The sequence below is a fragment of the Streptomyces sp. NPDC045701 genome, from assembly GCF_056432045.1.
The window spans coordinates 212,420-227,303 of sequence record NZ_JBWKJV010000008.1 but is presented as its reverse complement, the minus strand read 5'-3'; the positions used below and the strand labels follow the sequence as shown (position 1 = coordinate 227,303).

General features: G+C 74.2%; 17 protein-coding genes and 1 riboswitch. Of the genes, 3 read left to right on the top strand and 14 right to left on the bottom strand.

Annotated features, from left to right (window positions below; translation table 11 throughout):
- Nucleotides 1-134 precede the first annotated feature (134 nt).
- Nucleotides 135-1,325, top strand: a complete 1,191-nt coding sequence (locus AC07DW_RS12880) for a zinc-dependent alcohol dehydrogenase (protein WP_478857678.1) — start codon at nucleotides 135-137, stop codon at nucleotides 1,323-1,325.
- Nucleotides 1,326-1,394: 69 nt separating this feature from the next.
- Here the strand turns inward: AC07DW_RS12880 and AC07DW_RS12875 are convergent, their stop codons facing one another.
- Together AC07DW_RS12875 and AC07DW_RS12870 are read right to left on the bottom strand one after the other, a co-directional pair.
- Nucleotides 1,395-2,840, bottom strand: a complete 1,446-nt coding sequence (locus tag AC07DW_RS12875) for an FAD-dependent oxidoreductase (RefSeq protein ID WP_478857677.1) — start codon at nucleotides 2,838-2,840, stop codon at nucleotides 1,395-1,397.
- Nucleotides 2,841-2,863: 23 nt separating this feature from the next.
- Entirely contained in the window at nucleotides 2,864-3,241 is a 378-nt protein-coding gene (locus AC07DW_RS12870) for an ArsR/SmtB family transcription factor (RefSeq protein ID WP_478857676.1), read from the bottom strand.
- Nucleotides 3,242-3,345: 104 nt separating this feature from the next.
- On the opposite strand from AC07DW_RS12870, the gene AC07DW_RS12865 reads away from it, so the two are divergent.
- A complete protein-coding gene (locus AC07DW_RS12865; protein WP_478857675.1) occupies nucleotides 3,346-5,274 on the top strand; it encodes a heavy metal translocating P-type ATPase in 1,929 nt (642 codons plus the stop codon).
- Nucleotides 5,275-5,371: 97 nt separating this feature from the next.
- Here AC07DW_RS12865 and rpmF read toward each other — a convergent pair whose 3' ends face one another.
- The 12 genes from rpmF to AC07DW_RS12805 form a co-directional block, all read right to left on the bottom strand.
- Nucleotides 5,372-5,542 (bottom strand): 50S ribosomal protein L32, encoded by a 171-nt coding sequence (gene rpmF / locus AC07DW_RS12860; protein WP_073755986.1) that lies wholly within the window; start codon nucleotides 5,540-5,542, stop codon nucleotides 5,372-5,374.
- A 59-nt stretch (nucleotides 5,543-5,601) separates the two neighbouring features.
- Entirely contained in the window at nucleotides 5,602-6,159 is a 558-nt protein-coding gene (locus AC07DW_RS12855) for a PadR family transcriptional regulator (RefSeq protein ID WP_478857674.1), read from the bottom strand.
- Between the two features lie 26 nt (nucleotides 6,160-6,185).
- Nucleotides 6,186-8,213, bottom strand: coding sequence for an NADPH-dependent 2,4-dienoyl-CoA reductase (locus AC07DW_RS12850; protein WP_478857673.1), 2,028 nt, complete (start codon nucleotides 8,211-8,213; stop codon nucleotides 6,186-6,188).
- A 118-nt stretch (nucleotides 8,214-8,331) separates the two neighbouring features.
- Nucleotides 8,332-9,177 (bottom strand): energy-coupling factor ABC transporter ATP-binding protein, encoded by an 846-nt coding sequence (locus tag AC07DW_RS12845; protein WP_478857672.1) that lies wholly within the window; start codon nucleotides 9,175-9,177, stop codon nucleotides 8,332-8,334.
- Nucleotides 9,174-9,923 carry a cobalt ECF transporter T component CbiQ gene (gene cbiQ, locus AC07DW_RS12840; protein ID WP_478857671.1) on the bottom strand — a complete coding sequence of 250 codons (750 nt, stop codon included), beginning with the start codon at nucleotides 9,921-9,923 and terminating at the stop codon, nucleotides 9,174-9,176. Before cbiQ ends, AC07DW_RS12845 begins: the two co-directional genes overlap by 4 nt.
- 6 nt (nucleotides 9,924-9,929) lie before the next feature.
- Nucleotides 9,930-10,334: an energy-coupling factor ABC transporter substrate-binding protein gene (locus AC07DW_RS12835; RefSeq protein WP_478857670.1), complete on the bottom strand. Its 405-nt coding sequence runs from the start codon at nucleotides 10,332-10,334 to the stop codon at nucleotides 9,930-9,932.
- Nucleotides 10,331-11,014, bottom strand: a complete 684-nt coding sequence (locus AC07DW_RS12830; RefSeq protein ID WP_478857712.1) for an energy-coupling factor ABC transporter permease — start codon at nucleotides 11,012-11,014, stop codon at nucleotides 10,331-10,333. The genes AC07DW_RS12835 and AC07DW_RS12830 overlap by 4 nt, the downstream gene beginning before the upstream one ends.
- Nucleotides 11,015-11,044: 30 nt before the next feature.
- A riboswitch (cobalamin riboswitch) is annotated at nucleotides 11,045-11,250 on the bottom strand.
- A gap of 68 nt (nucleotides 11,251-11,318) precedes the next feature.
- Entirely contained in the window at nucleotides 11,319-11,723 is a 405-nt protein-coding gene (locus tag AC07DW_RS12825; protein ID WP_478857669.1) for a PTS-dependent dihydroxyacetone kinase phosphotransferase subunit DhaM, read from the bottom strand.
- The gene (gene dhaL, locus AC07DW_RS12820; RefSeq protein ID WP_478857711.1) at nucleotides 11,720-12,337 is read right to left on the bottom strand and encodes a dihydroxyacetone kinase subunit DhaL; all 618 of its coding nucleotides are present in this window, start codon (nucleotides 12,335-12,337) and stop codon (nucleotides 11,720-11,722) included. The genes AC07DW_RS12825 and dhaL overlap by 4 nt, the downstream gene beginning before the upstream one ends.
- Before the next feature lie 8 nt (nucleotides 12,338-12,345).
- The gene (gene dhaK, locus AC07DW_RS12815; RefSeq protein ID WP_478857668.1) at nucleotides 12,346-13,338 is read right to left on the bottom strand and encodes a dihydroxyacetone kinase subunit DhaK; all 993 of its coding nucleotides are present in this window, start codon (nucleotides 13,336-13,338) and stop codon (nucleotides 12,346-12,348) included.
- 139 nt (nucleotides 13,339-13,477) lie between these two features.
- A complete protein-coding gene (locus AC07DW_RS12810; protein WP_478857667.1) occupies nucleotides 13,478-13,699 on the bottom strand; it encodes a hypervirulence associated TUDOR domain-containing protein in 222 nt (73 codons plus the stop codon).
- Between the two features lie 55 nt (nucleotides 13,700-13,754).
- Nucleotides 13,755-13,934, bottom strand: coding sequence for a DUF6480 family protein (locus AC07DW_RS12805; RefSeq protein ID WP_478857666.1), 180 nt, complete (start codon nucleotides 13,932-13,934; stop codon nucleotides 13,755-13,757).
- A gap of 231 nt (nucleotides 13,935-14,165) precedes the next feature.
- Between AC07DW_RS12805 and AC07DW_RS12800 the strand changes: the two genes are divergently transcribed.
- Entirely contained in the window at nucleotides 14,166-14,882 is a 717-nt protein-coding gene (locus AC07DW_RS12800; protein ID WP_478857665.1) for a methyltransferase domain-containing protein, read from the top strand.
- Nucleotides 14,883-14,884 lie beyond the last annotated feature (2 nt).

Below are 14,884 nucleotides of genomic sequence, written 5' to 3'. Positions count from 1 at the left end.
CTCTTCTTTCCATCCCTCCGGGGGGGGTTGTTCCCCCCCCCCCCCCCCCCTCCCCCCCCCCCCTCCCCCCCCCCTCCCCCCCCCCCCCCCCCCCCCCCCCGCCCCCGCAGGAGACCGGCGAAGGGAAGCGCACGATGAGGGCCGTGACATGGCAGGGAAAGCGCGATGTACGGGTGGAGACGGTGCCCGACCCGAAGATCGAGGAGCCGACCGACGCGGTCATCAAGGTCACCTCCACCGGTCTGTGCGGATCGGACCTGCACCTCTACGAGGTCCTCACCCCGTTCATGACCCCGGGTGACATCCTGGGGCACGAGCCGATGGGCGTCGTCGAGGAGGTCGGCGCCGGCGTCCCGCACCTCAAGCCGGGCGACCGCGTGGTCGTCCCCTTCCAGATCGCCTGCGGGCACTGCTGGATGTGCACCTCCGGACTGCCGACCCAGTGCGAGACCACCCAGGTCACGGAGGAGGGCATGGGTGCCGCACTCTTCGGCTACACCAGGCTCTACGGGGCCGTGCCCGGCGGCCAGGCCGAGTACCTGCGTGTCCCGCAGGCCCAGTTCGGCCCCATCAAGGTCCCCCAGGGGCCGCCGGACGACCGTTTCCTGTACCTCTCCGACGTCCTGCCCACCGCCTGGCAGGCCGTCGAGTACGCCGCCGTCCCGCCGGGCGGCTCGGTCGCCGTCCTCGGCCTGGGACCCATCGGCGACATGAGCTGCCGCATCGCCCTCCACCGAGGCGCCTCCCAGGTCATCGGCGTCGACCTGGTGCCCGAACGCCTCCAGAGGGCCCGGGAGCGCGGTGTGGAGGTCTTCGACCTGAACGCGTTCGACAAGCAGGGCGACCTCGTCGAGGCCATCAAGGAACGCACGGCGGGCCGCGGCCCCGACGCCGTCATCGACGCGGTAGGCACCGAGGCCCACGGCAGCCCGGTCGCCCGCACCCAGCAGAACGCGGCCGGCCTGCTGCCCAAGGCGTGGGCGGCCCGGCTGCACCAGAAGATGGGCGCCGACCGGCTGGCCGCCCTCTACCTGGCGATCGACCTGGTGCGGCGCGGCGGCACCATCTCGCTGAGCGGCGTCTACGGCGGAGCGGCCGACCCGCTGCCGATGCTGACGCTCTTCGACAAGCAGGTCCAGCTGCGCATGGGCCAGGCCAACGTCCGCCGCTGGGTCGACGACATCCTGCCGCTCCTGACCGACGAGGACCCGCTCGGGGTGGACGGCTTCGCCACGCACCACGTCCCGCTGACCGACGCGCCGCACGCGTACAAGATGTTCCAGCAGAAGCAGGACGGGGCCGTCAAGGTCGTCATGCACCCCTGAGCCGGGCCTGCCGGTGCGGGATCGGCCGGCCCCGGCGGGGCCGGCCCGGAACCGGCCCGCCGTGCCGCGTCAGCCGGTGGCCACGACGGCCGTGTCGCCCGTGCCCGCCGCGGTCGCCGGCCCCGCCGTGCCCTCCGCACGCAGCGGCGGGTCCGCCGGGGTCGGCGGCACCGGTGCGAAGAGCACCGCGCGGGCTACCCGCGGGGCGAACAGCACGGACACCGGCTTCGTGAGCGTCAGTACGGAGCGGAAGGCCCGCCCCACCTCGGGGTCACCGGTGTACCGCTCCTGCACCCGCTCCAGGTACCACGCGGCGGCCCGGTCCAGGGCGCCGGGCGCCGTCGCGTTGCCCACGGCGCCCGGCATGGAGCGGTCGGATCCGGCGGAGATGTCCCACGCCTGCGCGGACGCCCGGCACAGGGCGCGCTGCACGCGCAGGGTCGTCGGCGTCCTCCGTGGATCCGCCAGCGCGTCGCGCAGCGCCACGGCGCTCATCGCGGCGACCGCCATGCCCTGCCCGTAGATCGGGTTGAACGTGCACAGCGCGTCCCCGGTGGCGAGGAACCCGGCCGGGCGGCGCCCGGGGCGGTCGTACCGCCGGCGCACGTTGGCCGTCCGGCGGAAGCTCCGCACGGTGGACTCGGGACGCGCCCGGGTGAGCCAGTCGTGCACGATCGGGTGCGGGAGCCGCTTCGCGTACTCCACGAACGCGTCCCCGTCCGTGGGCGGTTCGTCCCCGCGCAGCCCCGACAGCGTGACCAGGAACCGCCCGCCCTCGATGGGCAGCGCCCCGCCGCCGTACGTCTGCGAGGCGCTGGGCACGATGTAGTAGCCCAGGCAGTCGGCCAGGGCGCCGTCCGAGCCGTCCCGGTACACGCGCGTCGCGTACGCGAGACCGGTCTCGATGGTCTCCTCGTGCGGAGGCTCGGCGCCGATCGCGGACAGCCACTGGGGCGCCTGCGAACCGCGGCCCGACGCGTCCACCACCAGGTCGGCCTCCAGTGGCCGGGGCTCGCCCCCCGTGCCGCGCTCGCGCACCAGCACCCCGCGCACGCGCGTGGCGTCACCGAGCAGCCCGACGGCGTCGGCACCCTGCACCGTCCCGATCCGCGGGTCCGCCAGCACCCGCCGGCGGACGAGGTGTTCCAGCCGGGGCCTGGCGCCGGTGTACAGGTGGGACGTGCTGGCGGTGCGCCGGAACCACCGGCCGCCCTGCCACTGCACCATGTCGCCCGGCATGCCCAGCCGGGGTGCCCCCTGCTCCCGCAGCTCCTCCACCACGCCCGGCAGCAACTGCTCCAGGGCCAGCTGGCCGCCCTCCAGCAGAACGTGCGTGTGCCGCCCCTGCGGCACCCCCGCGCGGGGTTCGGGCTCCTCGGGGAAGCGGTCGCGCTCGACGATGGTGACCCGCTCCGCGTGCTCGGCGAGCACCCGTGCCGCGAGCAGTCCCGCGATGCTTCCGCCGATGACCACGGCGTGCCGTGTCCCGCGCCTCGTTCCCAACCGGTCGGCCATGCGCGCCCCTTCGCGTCGTCGGTCTACGACTGACCAGTATCCACGGTGGGTTGGGGGAGGTCCCGCGCTCCGAGGCGGAGGTGCTCGATGTGGTACACGGCTTCGTCGAGGAGCTGGGCGACGTGGCTGTCGTAGAGGCTGTACTCGATGCGCCGGCCCTGGCGTGTGCCGGTGACCAGGCTCAGCGCGCGCAGGAGCCGCAGCTGGTGCGAGACGGCCGACTGCTCCATGGCGACCGATTCGGCCAGTTCCGTCACTCCGCACGGGCCCTGGCGCAGCCGGGTGAGGATCATCAGCCGGGACGGGGTGGCGAGGGCCTGGAGCGTGGCGGCGATGGTGGCCGCGGACTCCGCGTCCAGGCGTGCCGCCGGGGTCCTCTCACCGTTCACTCCGTGTCCCATGCCGGTCATCGTAACCGTGCGTACGATGGTATGGATGAAGAGCTCTTCATGTGTTCCGCTATGGTGGTGCCCGTCCCGCCCGCCCCGTGAAGAGGTGCACGCCCATGGCTTCCCCGGTGCTCGACGCCAGGCCCGCGGCCCCGCCCGCCGATGCCGCCCCGCCAATCCGCCGGACCAGGGTGTTCGCCCTGCCCGAGGTTCGCTGGGCCGCGCTGTCCGCCGCGGCCTTCCTCGCCGCGCTGCCGCTCGACCTGGCGGGAGCCCCCGCGTGGGCCTGGGGCCCGCTCTACGCGGTCTGCTACCTCGCCGGAGGCTGGGAGCCCGGCTGGGCGGGACTGTGCGCCCTGCGGGAGAAATCCCTCGACGTGGACCTGCTGATGGTCGTCGCCGCCATCGGCGCCGCCGCGATCGGGCAGTACCTGGACGGCGGGCTGCTCATCGTCATCTTCGCCGTGTCCGGCGCCCTGGAGGCGCTGGCCACCCGGCGCACCGCCGACTCGGTGCGGGGGCTGCTGGACCTGGCGCCCGCCACGGCCGTCCGGCTGGCAGCCGGCGGGGAGGAGCCGGTGGAGGTGGCGGACCTGCGGGTCGGCGACACCGTCCTCGTACGGCCGGGGGAGCGGCTGCCGGCGGACGGCACGGTCCTCGACGGCGCGAGCGACGTCGACCAGGCCACCATCACGGGTGAGCCGCTGCCCGTGGCCAAGGCGCCCGGCGACGAGGTCTTCGCCGGCACCCTCAACGGCACCGGGGCCCTGCGCGTACGGGTGGGGAAGGACGCCTCCGGGTCCGTCATCGCCCGCATCGTCGCCATGGTGGAGGAGGCCAGTGCCACCAAGGCACCCACGCAACTGTTCATCGAGAAGATCGAACAGCGGTACTCCGTGGGCGTCGTCGTCGCCACCCTCGCCCTGTTCGCCCTGCCGCTCGCCTTCGGCGCGGACCTCACCGAGACGCTGCTGCGGGCCATGACCTTCATGATCGTCGCATCGCCGTGCGCGGTGGTCCTCGCCACCATGCCGCCGCTGCTCTCCGCGATCGCCAACGCCGGCCGGCACGGCGTCCTGGTCAAGTCCGCCGTGGTGATGGAGCGGCTGGGCCAGGTCGACCGGGTCGCGCTCGACAAGACCGGCACCCTGACCGAGGGCACGCCCCGGGTCGACGCGGTACGCCTGACCGGGGCACTCACGGAGCCGGAGGTCCTCGCCCTGGCGGCCGGCGCGGAACTGCCGAGCGAACACCCTCTGGCCCGCGCGGTGGTGGCCGCGGCCCGCGAGCGGGGCCTGGAGGTGCCCGGCGCCACGGCGTTCTCGTCCACCCCCGGGCGGGGGGTACGGGCCCTGGTCGACGGCCACGAGGTCGCGGTGGGCCGCCCCGCCGAACCGTGGCCCGCCGTCCGCGAGCTGGAGGCGGCCGGCCGGACCGCCGTCGTGGTGACCGTCGACGGCTCGCCCGCCGCCGTGCTCGGCGTCGCCGACCGGCTGCGCGACGGCGCCGCGTCCGCCGTCGCCGCGCTGGCCCGGCTCAGCGGCGCCGCGCCGACGCTCCTGACCGGCGACAACGAGCGCGCGGCGCGCCGCGTCGCCGCCGACGCCGGGATCACCGACGTACACGCCGGGCTGCTGCCCGAGGACAAGGTCGCGGCCGTACGGGAGTGGGAACGCGCGGGCCTGCGCACCCTGGTGGTCGGCGACGGCGTCAACGACGCGCCCGCGCTCGCCGCCGCGCACACCGGCATCGCGATGGGCCGGGTCGGCTCCGACCTGGCGCTGGAGACCGCCGACGCCGTCGTCGTACGCGACGAACTGGCCACCGTCCCGGCCGTCGTGGCCCTCTCCCGGCGCGCCCGGAGGCTCGTCACGCAGAACCTGGTGATCGCCGGCGTGTGCATCGGCGCCCTGGTGGTCTGGGACCTCGCCGGCCATCTGCCGCTGCCCCTCGGCGTGGCGGGCCACGAGGGCTCGACGGTCCTCGTGGGCCTCAACGGCCTGCGGTTGCTGCGCGAGTCGGCCTGGCGGAAGGCGCTCGACTAGCCGGGCCCGGCCCCGGACCGAAGGCGGCCCCAGGGCCGCAGCCCGTGCCGGGGCCGCAGCCCGCGCCCGGTCGCCTCGCCTCGGCCGCGTGGGCGGGTCAGCCCTCGGGATGGATCAGGCCGCGCTCGTACGCCTTCACCAGGCGCTGCGGCACCTGGTACACGGCTCCGTCCACCGTGACGGGCACCAGCTGGGGCGTGGACGCCTTCCACTGCGCCCGGCGGTGGCGGGTGTTGGAGCGGGACATCTTCCGCTTGGGAACGGCCATGGCTGGTGAACCTCCATCGTCGGTACGGTGGCGGTCACGCTACATGAAAACGATTACCGTTAACAATCCGCTCGGTCGCCCCGGTCGTCGTCGAATCCGGCCAACGCCTCCGTCAGCCACGCCGTCCAGAACCGTTCCAGCTCGATCCCCCCGCGCAGCACCAGGTGCCGCAGCCGGTCCGCCTCCGTCGTGCGGCGCTCCGGCGGGAACTGCCGCTCCTCCATGTCCCGGTACTCGTCCAGCTGCGCCCGGTGCAGCGCGAGGTGACGGCGCAGCTCGTCGGCGAAGCCCTCCGTCCCCACCACCGCCGCCGCCCGCAGCCGCAGCAGCAGGGCGTCCCGGATCGGCTTGGGGTCCTCACTGCGCCGCACCCAGTCGGCCAGCTCCGCGCGGCCCGCGGGCAGCACCTCGTACTCCTTCTTCTGGCCGCGGGACGGCACCGGGGCGGGCAGGGCGCGGATGTGCCCCGCCTGCTCCAGCTTTCCCAGCTCGCGATAGATCTGCTGGTGCGTCGCCGACCAGAAGTAGCCGATCGACCGGTCGAAGCGGCGGGTCAGCTCCAGACCCGAGGACGGCTTCTCGAGCAGAGCGGTGAGGATCGCGTGCGGGAGTGACATGACCGCATCCTAGGGAGGCGGGATCGTCACAGGGTGGCCGCCAGTCGCGTCCCCTGGTCGATCGCGCGCTTGGCGTCCAGCTCCGCCGCCACGTCGGCCCCGCCGATGAGGTGGACCGACGTCCCCGCCGCCACGAGCTCCTCGTAGAGGTCGCGCCGGGGTTCCTGGCCGGTGCACAGCACCACGGTGTCCACCGGTACGGTGCGGGCCTCGCCGTCCACGGTGATGTGCAGGCCCTCGTCGTCGATCCGCTCGTACGTCGCGCCCGCGACCATGGTCACGCCGCGGTGCTTGAGCTCGGTGCGGTGGATCCAGCCCGTGGTCTTGCCGAGACCCGCGCCGACCTTGGACGCCTTGCGCTGGAGCAGGTGCACCGTGCGCGGCGGCTTCGGCCGCTCCGGCGCGCGCAGCCCGCCGCGCCCGGCGTACGACGTGTCGACGCCCCACTGCCGGAAGTACGTCTCGGCGTCCCGGCTCGCGCCCTCGCCGCCGTCGGTCAGGAACTCGGCCACGTCGAAGCCGATACCGCCCGCCCCGAGGATCGCGACCCGCTCGCCGACCGGCGCCCCGTCGCGCAGCACGTCCAGGTAGCTGACCACGGACGGGTGGTCGACGCCCTCGATCGCGGGCGTGCGGGGGGTGACGCCGGTCGCGACGACCACCTCGTCGTACCCGCTCAGCAGCTCGGCCGTGGCGTACGTGCCCAGCTTCACGTCCACCCCGCGCAGCGCCAGCTGCGTGCGGAAATAGCGCAGCGTCTCGTCGAACTCCTCCTTGCCCGGCACCCGCCTGGCGACGTTCAGCTGGCCGCCGATCTCGTCCGCCGCGTCGAACAGCGTGACGTCGTGGCCGCGTTCGGCGGCCGAGACGGAACAGGCGAGTCCGGCCGGACCCGCGCCCACGACGGCGATCCGCTTGCGCAGCCGGGTGGGGGAGAGGACCAGCTCGGTCTCGTGGCAGGCGCGCGGGTTGACCAGGCAGGAGGTGATCTTCCCGCTGAAGGTGTGGTCCAGGCACGCCTGGTTGCAGCCGATGCAGGTGTTGATGGTCTCCGCCCGGCCGTCGGCCGCCTTGGCCACGAAGTGGGGGTCGGCGAGGAACGGGCGGGCCATGGAGACCATGTCCGCGCGCCCCTCGGCCAGGATCGCCTCGGCGACCTCGGGGGTGTTGACGCGGTTGCTGGTGATCAGCGGGACGGACACCGCGCCCATGAGCTTCTTGGTGACCCAGGTGTACGCGCCGCGCGGCACCGAGGTCGCGATGGTGGGGATACGGGCCTCGTGCCACCCGATGCCCGTGTTGATCATCGTGGCGCCGGCCGCCTCGATCTCCTTCGCGAGCGCGACGACCTCATCGAGGGTCGAGCCGCCCGGCACCAGGTCCAGCATGGAGAGGCGGTAGACGAGGATGAAGTCGGTACCGACCCGCTCGCGGGTCCGGCGGACGATCTCCAGCGGGAAGCGCACCCGGTTCTCGTAGCCACCGCCCCACCGGTCCTCGCGCCGGTTGGTCGCCGCGGCGATGAACTCGTTGATCAGGTAGCCCTCGGAGCCCATGATCTCGACCCCGTCGTAGCCGGCCGACTTCGCCAGCTCCGCCGCCCGCACGTAGTCCTCGATGGTCTGCTCGATCTCGGCGTCGGTCAGCTCGTTCGGTACGAAGGGGCTGATCGGCGCCTGGAGGGCGCTCGGCGCGACGAGGTCGCGGTGGTAGGCGTACCGCCCGAAGTGCAGGATCTGCATCGCGATCCGCCCGCCGGCCGCGTGCACCGCGTCCGTGACGACGCGGTGCTTCGCGGCCTCCTCCTCGGTGGTGAGCTTGGCCCCGCCCTCGTAGGGCCGCCCGGCGTCGTTGGGCGCGATGCCGCCGGTGACGATCAGCCCGACGCCGCCGCGGGCGCGCTCGGCGTAGAAGGCGGCCATCCGCGCGAAGCCGTTCTCGGCCTCCTCCAGCCCGACGTGCATGGACCCCATGAGCACCCGGTTGGGCAGGGTGGTGAACCCGAGGTCCAGGGGCTCGAGCAGATGCGGGTACGGGGTCGGGGTCGCAGTCATGGGGGCGCCTCCTCGCGCGGTGTGGTCGTCCCAGTTGTAGATGACGCCCGACCCCTTGTGCAACAAGTTGCATAAGGATGGGAGGGTGACCTGCGCTACGTGCGGACCCGCGCCGCCCTCAGGCGCCCCGCGTCGCCGCCGCCCAGTCGTCCAGCTCCTCCGCGGTGCGCGGGCCCGGCGCGTCCACCTCCAGCAGCCCCCGGTCCCGCAGCACCCGGGCCACCGCCATGCCCCAGGGCCGTCGCAGGCCGGCCGCGTCCAGGAGCGCCCGGTCGGCGAGCAGGCCGGCGACCGGCCCGGTGCGCAGCCCGTCCGGCGTGAGGACGGCCGCGTCATCGGCCCAGCGCAGGGCCAGATCCACGTCGTGCGTCGCCATCACCACCGTGGTCCCGGAGGTCCGCAACCGGTCCAGCACGGCCAGCAGCCGCTCCTGACCGTGCGGATCGAGACCGGCCGTCGGCTCGTCCAGGACCAGTACCCGGGGGCGCATGGCGACCGCGCCCGCGATCGCGGCCCGCTTGCGCTGGCCGTACGACAGCAGATGGGTCGGCCGGTCCTCCAGCGCCAGGATGTCCAGCGCCTCCATGGCCTCCCGCACCCGCTCCCGGACCTCCTGCTCGGCCAGCCCCAGGTTCATCGGCCCGAACGACACGTCCTGGCCCACCGACGCCGCGAACAACTGGTCGTCCGGGTCCTGCACGACCAGCTGGACCGTCGTGCGCAACCGCGTCAGCCCCGCCCTGTCGTACGACACCTCCCGTCCCTCCAGGCGCAGCTGCCCGCTCCCGCACCGCAGGCCACCGCTCAGCAGCCGGAGCATGGTCGTCTTGCCGCTGCCGTTGCGACCGAGCAGGGCGATGGACCGCCCCTCCGGTACGGCGAAGTCCACGCCCCGCAGAACGGCGGGCCCGTCCTCGTAGGCGTATCCGGCACCCACGAGCTCCACGACGGCAGAAGGGGTCACGGCAACAGCCTTTCGAGTACGAGAGTGAGCGCGACGAGCCCGGCGAGCAGCGCGCCCGTCGCCCCCAGGAACCGCCGGGACACCGCCGTCCGCGGCACCAGCACCCGCAGCGTGCCGTCGTAGCCGCGCCCGGCCAGCCCCGTCTGGAGCCGGGCGGCCCGGTCGAAGGCGCGCACGAACGCCGTGGCGCCCAGGCCCGCGAGGGACCGCCAGGTGGCGGCCCGGCTGGTCAGTCCGAGGCGCGCCGCCTGCGCCTCCCGGATCCGGCGTACGGCGTCCAGCAGCAGGAAACCGATCCGGTACATCACGAGTGCGACGTCCACGACCGGGGCCGGCACCCCCGCCCGTACCAGTCGCGGCAGGACGTCGGACACCGGCGTGGTGAACGCGAACAGCAGCACGCCCAGGGAGGCCGCCGACGTGCGCAGCAGCAGCTGCCCCGCGTGCACCGGCCCGTCCGGAGCGAGCGTGACCGGCCCGCCCGCTCCGCCCAGCTGGAACAGCAGCGGCACCGCACCGGTCACGCAGAACCCCAGCGGGATGCGCCACGCCCGCCACACCTGCCGCGGCGGGACCCCGGCCGGGCCCAGCAGCACCGCGAGGGTCGCGGCGGCCACGAGCACGGCTCCCGGCCAGGGCGGCAGGCACACGGCCAGGGCCGTCAGGCCGAAGCCGAGCACGGCCTTCTCGCACGGATGACGGCGGCGCCAGCGACTGCTGTGCGCCGCCGCGTCGATCGGCAGCACCGGCGGCTAGGCCGGGGTCCGGGGCGAATCGGCCCCGGCCGGACCGGTGACGGAGTCGGCGACCGGGCGTTCCACGGCCGGGCCGTCCCCGGCGGGGGGCGCGGCGTGCGCCCGTGCCTCGCCCTGCCGGCGGCCGCGCCGCAGACCGAAGTAGTACGCCAGCACACCGGCGCCCAGGGCGGCCTGGAGCGAGAACAGCGCCGACTCGATCTCGCCGGACGGCGGTTCGTACAGCGGGCTGAACCACGGCTCGTAGTCCGGGTGCGACTCGGTGATGGCCGTCTCGGCCTGCCCGTCCGCGCCGGTGAACGGCTCCTCCTTGTGGTCGCCCATCCCGAGCGCCAGCGGGAGGACGGCCAGCGCGACCACGACGAGCAGCAGCAGCGCGTTGATCCTAGTGTTGCGGCTCATCGGGCCACCGCCTCCTTCGGCACGGACACGACGCCGAGCCGGGCGAGATCACCCTTGCTGGACTGCATCAGCAGCCGCATCACCAGCACGGTGAGCAGCCCCTCGCTGACCGCGAGCGGGATCTGCGTCACCGCGAAGATCCCGCCGAACTTCGCCAGCGCGCCGGCCACACCGCTGGCGGGGTCGGGGAAGGCCAGCGCGAGCTGCACGCTGGTGACGCAGTACGTGGACAGGTCGGCGACGAAGGCCCCGAAGAACACGCTCACCATCAGCGGCACGGCGAGGCGGCGCAGCAGCCGGTACGTCCCGTAACCGGCCCACGGGCCGACGATCGCCATGGAGAACGCGTTGGCGCCCAGGGTCGTCAGTCCGCCGTGGGCCAGCAGCAGCGCCTGGAAGAGCAGCGTGATGGTGCCCAGCACCGCCATGATCGGCGGCCGGAAGAGGATCGCGCCCAGCCCCGTGCCGGTCGGGTGGGAACAACTGCCCGTCACCGACGGGAGCTTCAGTGCGGAAAGGACAAAAGTGAAGGCACCGGATGCGCCGAGCAGGAGAGTGGATTCGGGATTGGCCTTGACCTCACGGGTCAGGGCGCGGACGCCGTGGACGACGAAGGGGGCGGCCGCGACACTCCAGGCGGCCGCGTGCACGGGGGGCAGATAGCCCTCGGCGATATGCATGTTGGGGGAGACCCTCTCCAGCACCTCGTGGATGGACAACGCGCCCTGGCCGGTCTCCTGGCTGACGGGTCATGCCGCCGCGGCTCCGCCTTCCCGGACCCCGCGGTCTCCCGCGGCGTTCCAGTGGCTTCCCGAGGTGGTTCCCCGGGGAGTGGAGCCGGACTTCCCGATCACAGTGGCGAGGGCCGCACCGGTACCGCACCGGTTTCCCGTACACCAAGGCCCTGCGACAGTAGTGCGTTGACCAGGTGCATCACAAGCCGCGCGTCGGCGCACCACCCGGCTCCACCCCCGTCGGCGCGCCTCACTCCTTGCGGTAGTCGTACGCCTCCGACGCGGCCGCCGCCACCGCGTCCAGATCCCCGCCGGCCGACGCGGTGACCACCGCCGCCACCGCGCCCTCGACGAACGGCGCGTCCACCAGCCGCGTGCCGCCGGGCAGCTCGTCGCCCTCCGCGAGCAGGGCCTTCACCGTCAGCACGGCGCTGCCCAGGTCCACCAGGACCGCCACGCCCGCCCCCGCGTCGACCGCCGTCGCCGCCCGCGTGATCAGCTCCGCGCTGGTGCCGAGCCCACCGTCCGCCGTGCCGCCCGCCGCCGCCACCGAAGCGGTCGCCCCGCCACCGGCGAGACCCAGCGCCAGTTCGGCGACCGAGGACGCGACCTCCGCGCTGTGCGAGACGAGCACGATGCCCACCCGCGCGCTCACCGTCCCCCCTCCGCCGCCGCCGCGAGCGCGGCGACCAGCAGCGCCGAGGACGTCGCGCCCGGGTCCTGGTGTCCCACGCTGCGCTCGCCGAGATAGCCGGCCCTGCCCTTGCGGGCCCGCATCGGCACGGTCGAGAGGGCACCCTGGTCCGCGGCCTCCGCCGCCGCCGCGAACGACTCGCCGAGCGACTCGGCCAACGCCTCGACCGCCGGCTCCAGCGCGTCCAGCATCGTCTTGTCCCCGGCCTTCGCCCCGCCGAGCTCCGCCACCGCCGCCACGCCCACGCGCAGCGCCTCGGCCAGCTGGACGGGCGCGACCTCGGCGGCGTCGCCGAGCGCCTTGCCGGCGCGCCGCAGCAGCGTGCCGTACAGCGGCCCCGACGCGCCGCCGACCGTGGAGATCAGCTGCCGTCCCGCGAGCACCAGCAGCGATCCCGGCGTACCGGACGGCTCGTCCTCCAGCGCCTTGACCACCGCGGCGAAACCGCGTCGCAGGTTGGCGCCGTGGTCGGCGTCCCCGATCGCCGAGTCGAGCTCGGTGAGCCGGTCCGCCTCGCGGTCCACGGCCGCCGCCACGCCGGTCATCCAGCGCCGGAAGAACTCCGCGTCGAGCATCACGGCCCTCACATCCCCCACCGCAGGGCGGCGGTGCGCACCGGCGCGTCCCACAGCCGCAGCGTCTCCTCGTCGGCCTCGCACAGGGTCACCGAGCAGCCGGCCATGTCGAGCGAGGTCACGTAGTTGCCGACGAGCGTACGGGCCACCGGGACGCCCCGCTCGCCCAGCACCCGCTGGACCTCCGCGCTGAACCCGTACAGCTCCAGCAGCGGCGTCGCCCCCGTGCCGTTCACCAGGACCAGTACCGGTCCGCCCGGCCTCAGGTCCTCCAGCACCGCGTCCACGGCGACGTCGGCGATCTCCCCCGAGGTCATCATGGGCCGCCGCTCCCGGCCCGGTTCACCGTGGATGCCGATGCCCAGCTCCAGCTCGCCCGGCGGCAGGTCGAACGTCGGGCTGCCCTTCGCCGGTGTGGTGCAGGAGCTCAGCGCCACGCCGAAGCTCCGGCAGCGGGCGTTCACCTGCCGGGCGATCGCCTCCACCCGCTCCAGCGGCGCCCCCTCCTCGGCGGCCGCGCCGGCGATCTTCTCCACGAACAGCGTGCCCCCGGTGCCGCGCCGGCCCGCCGTGTACGTGCTGTCCGTGACGGCCACGTCGTCGTCCACGAGCACCCTGGCGACCCGCACACCCTCGTCCTCGGCGAGTTCGGCGGCCATCTCGAAGTTCAGTACGTCCCCGGTGTAGTTCTTGACCACGAACAGCACCCCGTGTCCGCTGTCCACGGCCGCCGCCGCCCGCACCATCTGGTCGGGCACGGGGGAGGTGAACACCTCGCCGGGACAGGCCGCCGCCAGCATCCCGGGCCCGACGAACCCGGCGTGCAGCGGTTCGTGCCCGGACCCGCCCCCCGACACCAGCGCGACCTTCCCGGCGACGGGCGCGTCCCGCCGTACGACGACCCGGTGCTCGACGTCCACGGTGAGTTCGGGATGCGCTGCCGCCATCCCGCGCAGGGCGTCGGCGACAACGGTCTCGGGAACGTTGATCAGCATCCGCAACGTCAACTCCTGGGGAAGATGGCCTGATCGGCCCCGGCGTCGTGCGCCGGAGCCGAGCGGTGACGCGCCACCAGCCTACCGACGGGAGGTAGGGCCGCGGTGCGGAACCGCGGTGCCGCCGGTCACCGGGCCCGGAGGCTCAGGACTTCCCCTTCTTGCGCAGGGCCTTCGGCCGGTGGACGGCCCGGCGGCCCGACGCGTCGCTCTCCACCTCGTACTGCGGGGCGTCCTTCGACGCGTCGACGGTCCGGCCCGCCGCCTCGGTCCGGTCGGTGATCTTCTTCTTCACCTTCCCGGCCACGTTCTGGCCGTGGCTCTTCCACGACACCTTGTCGCCCTTCTTGATGTTCTCCTTGGCCATGCCGAGCTCCTTCGTCGGTCCGGCGGCCCGGTACGGGGACGGGGTCGGGCGCGGCTCACAGGAAGAAGACACGGGCGACGAAGTAGCCCGCCACGATCACGGTGCCGAAGACGATCAGCCACACCCAGACGCCCGGGTGCTCCCACATGCCGCCGTCCGCGCGTTCCTCATGAGCCTCGGCCGTGGATCCCTCGACCGGGGGAGTCTCCCCGGGAGGCACGAGTGGGTCTGTCATGTCTCCAGGTTCGGGCAGGACACCCGCGCGCGCATCCGCTGATCGCCCGGTGGTGTACCGGGCGGTGTGCTCCGAGGCGGTGAGACGGGCGCGGCGGGGCGCGGCCGAGCGAGGGGATCCCACCGGAGCTGCTTGTCTGTTCCAGCGGTCCGACCGCACCCCGGCGGTGGGGGTGGCGCGCCGCACCCGCCGCTCTCCGCCCGCCCTCGCCACGACGAGAGAAGTCCCTCGGTGACCCTGCTCCACGACCGCGACCTGGCACGCGCCTTCGACCACGCCTCGCGCACCTACGACCGGCTCACCTCGCTCGACCCCGGCCACCGGGCCGGCCTTCTCCGCTCGGCCCGGCGGCTGCGACTGCCCCGGGACGGGGCCGGTCTCCACGTGCTCGACCTAGGCTGCGGCACCGGCGCCTCCACCGCGGCGCTCCTGCGGGCCGTGCCCCGGGCCCGCGTCACCGGGGTGGACGCCTCGTCGGGGATGCTCGACCGCGCGCTCGCCAAGCGGTGGCCCGCCCGTGTGCGCTTCCTGCACCTGACCGCGGAGGAGGTGGAGGCCGGCGGGGAGGGCCCGTACGACGCGGTGTTCGCCGCCTACCTGTTCCGCAACCTCACCGACCCGGACCGGGTCCTGGAATCCGTACGCACCCTGCTGCGGCCGGGCGGGCGACTGGCCGTGCACGACTACAGCCTCAGCGGCTCGGCCGCCCACCGGGCCCTGTGGACGGCCGTGTGCCGAGGGGTGATCGTCCCGGCCGGCACGATCGGCGGCGACCGCGCCCTGTACCGCCACCTGTGGCGCAGTGTCCTCGACTTCGACACCGCCCCCGCCTTCACGGACCGGCTGCGGCGGGCGGGTTTCACCGACGTCCGCGCCGCCCCCGTGCCGGGTTGGCAGACGGGCATCGTGCACACCTTCCTGGCCGGTCGTGCGGGTCGGCCCCGGTGAGC

Bases quoted from the DNA above. Each gene is read 5' to 3' on its own strand.
- AC07DW_RS12835 (WP_478857670.1), bottom strand. From the start codon at position 10,334: ATGAGCCGCAACACTAGGATCAACGCGCTGCTGCTGCTCGTCGTGGTC.
- AC07DW_RS12870 (WP_478857676.1), bottom strand. From the start codon at position 3,241: ATGGGACACGGAGTGAACGGTGAGAGGACCCCGGCGGCACGCCTGGAC.
- rpmF (WP_073755986.1), bottom strand. From the start codon at position 5,542: ATGGCCGTTCCCAAGCGGAAGATGTCCCGCTCCAACACCCGCCACCGC.
- dhaL (WP_478857711.1), bottom strand. From the start codon at position 12,337: ATGCTCGACGCGGAGTTCTTCCGGCGCTGGATGACCGGCGTGGCGGCG.
- AC07DW_RS12865 (WP_478857675.1), top strand. From the start codon at position 3,346: ATGGCTTCCCCGGTGCTCGACGCCAGGCCCGCGGCCCCGCCCGCCGAT.
- AC07DW_RS12805 (WP_478857666.1), bottom strand. From the start codon at position 13,934: ATGACAGACCCACTCGTGCCTCCCGGGGAGACTCCCCCGGTCGAGGGA.
- AC07DW_RS12810 (WP_478857667.1), bottom strand. From the start codon at position 13,699: ATGGCCAAGGAGAACATCAAGAAGGGCGACAAGGTGTCGTGGAAGAGC.
- AC07DW_RS12850 (WP_478857673.1), bottom strand. From the start codon at position 8,213: ATGACTGCGACCCCGACCCCGTACCCGCATCTGCTCGAGCCCCTGGAC.
- AC07DW_RS12880 (WP_478857678.1), top strand. From the start codon at position 135: ATGAGGGCCGTGACATGGCAGGGAAAGCGCGATGTACGGGTGGAGACG.
- AC07DW_RS12855 (WP_478857674.1), bottom strand. From the start codon at position 6,159: ATGTCACTCCCGCACGCGATCCTCACCGCTCTGCTCGAGAAGCCGTCC.
- AC07DW_RS12830 (WP_478857712.1), bottom strand. From the start codon at position 11,014: ATGCATATCGCCGAGGGCTATCTGCCCCCCGTGCACGCGGCCGCCTGG.
- AC07DW_RS12875 (WP_478857677.1), bottom strand. From the start codon at position 2,840: ATGGCCGACCGGTTGGGAACGAGGCGCGGGACACGGCACGCCGTGGTC.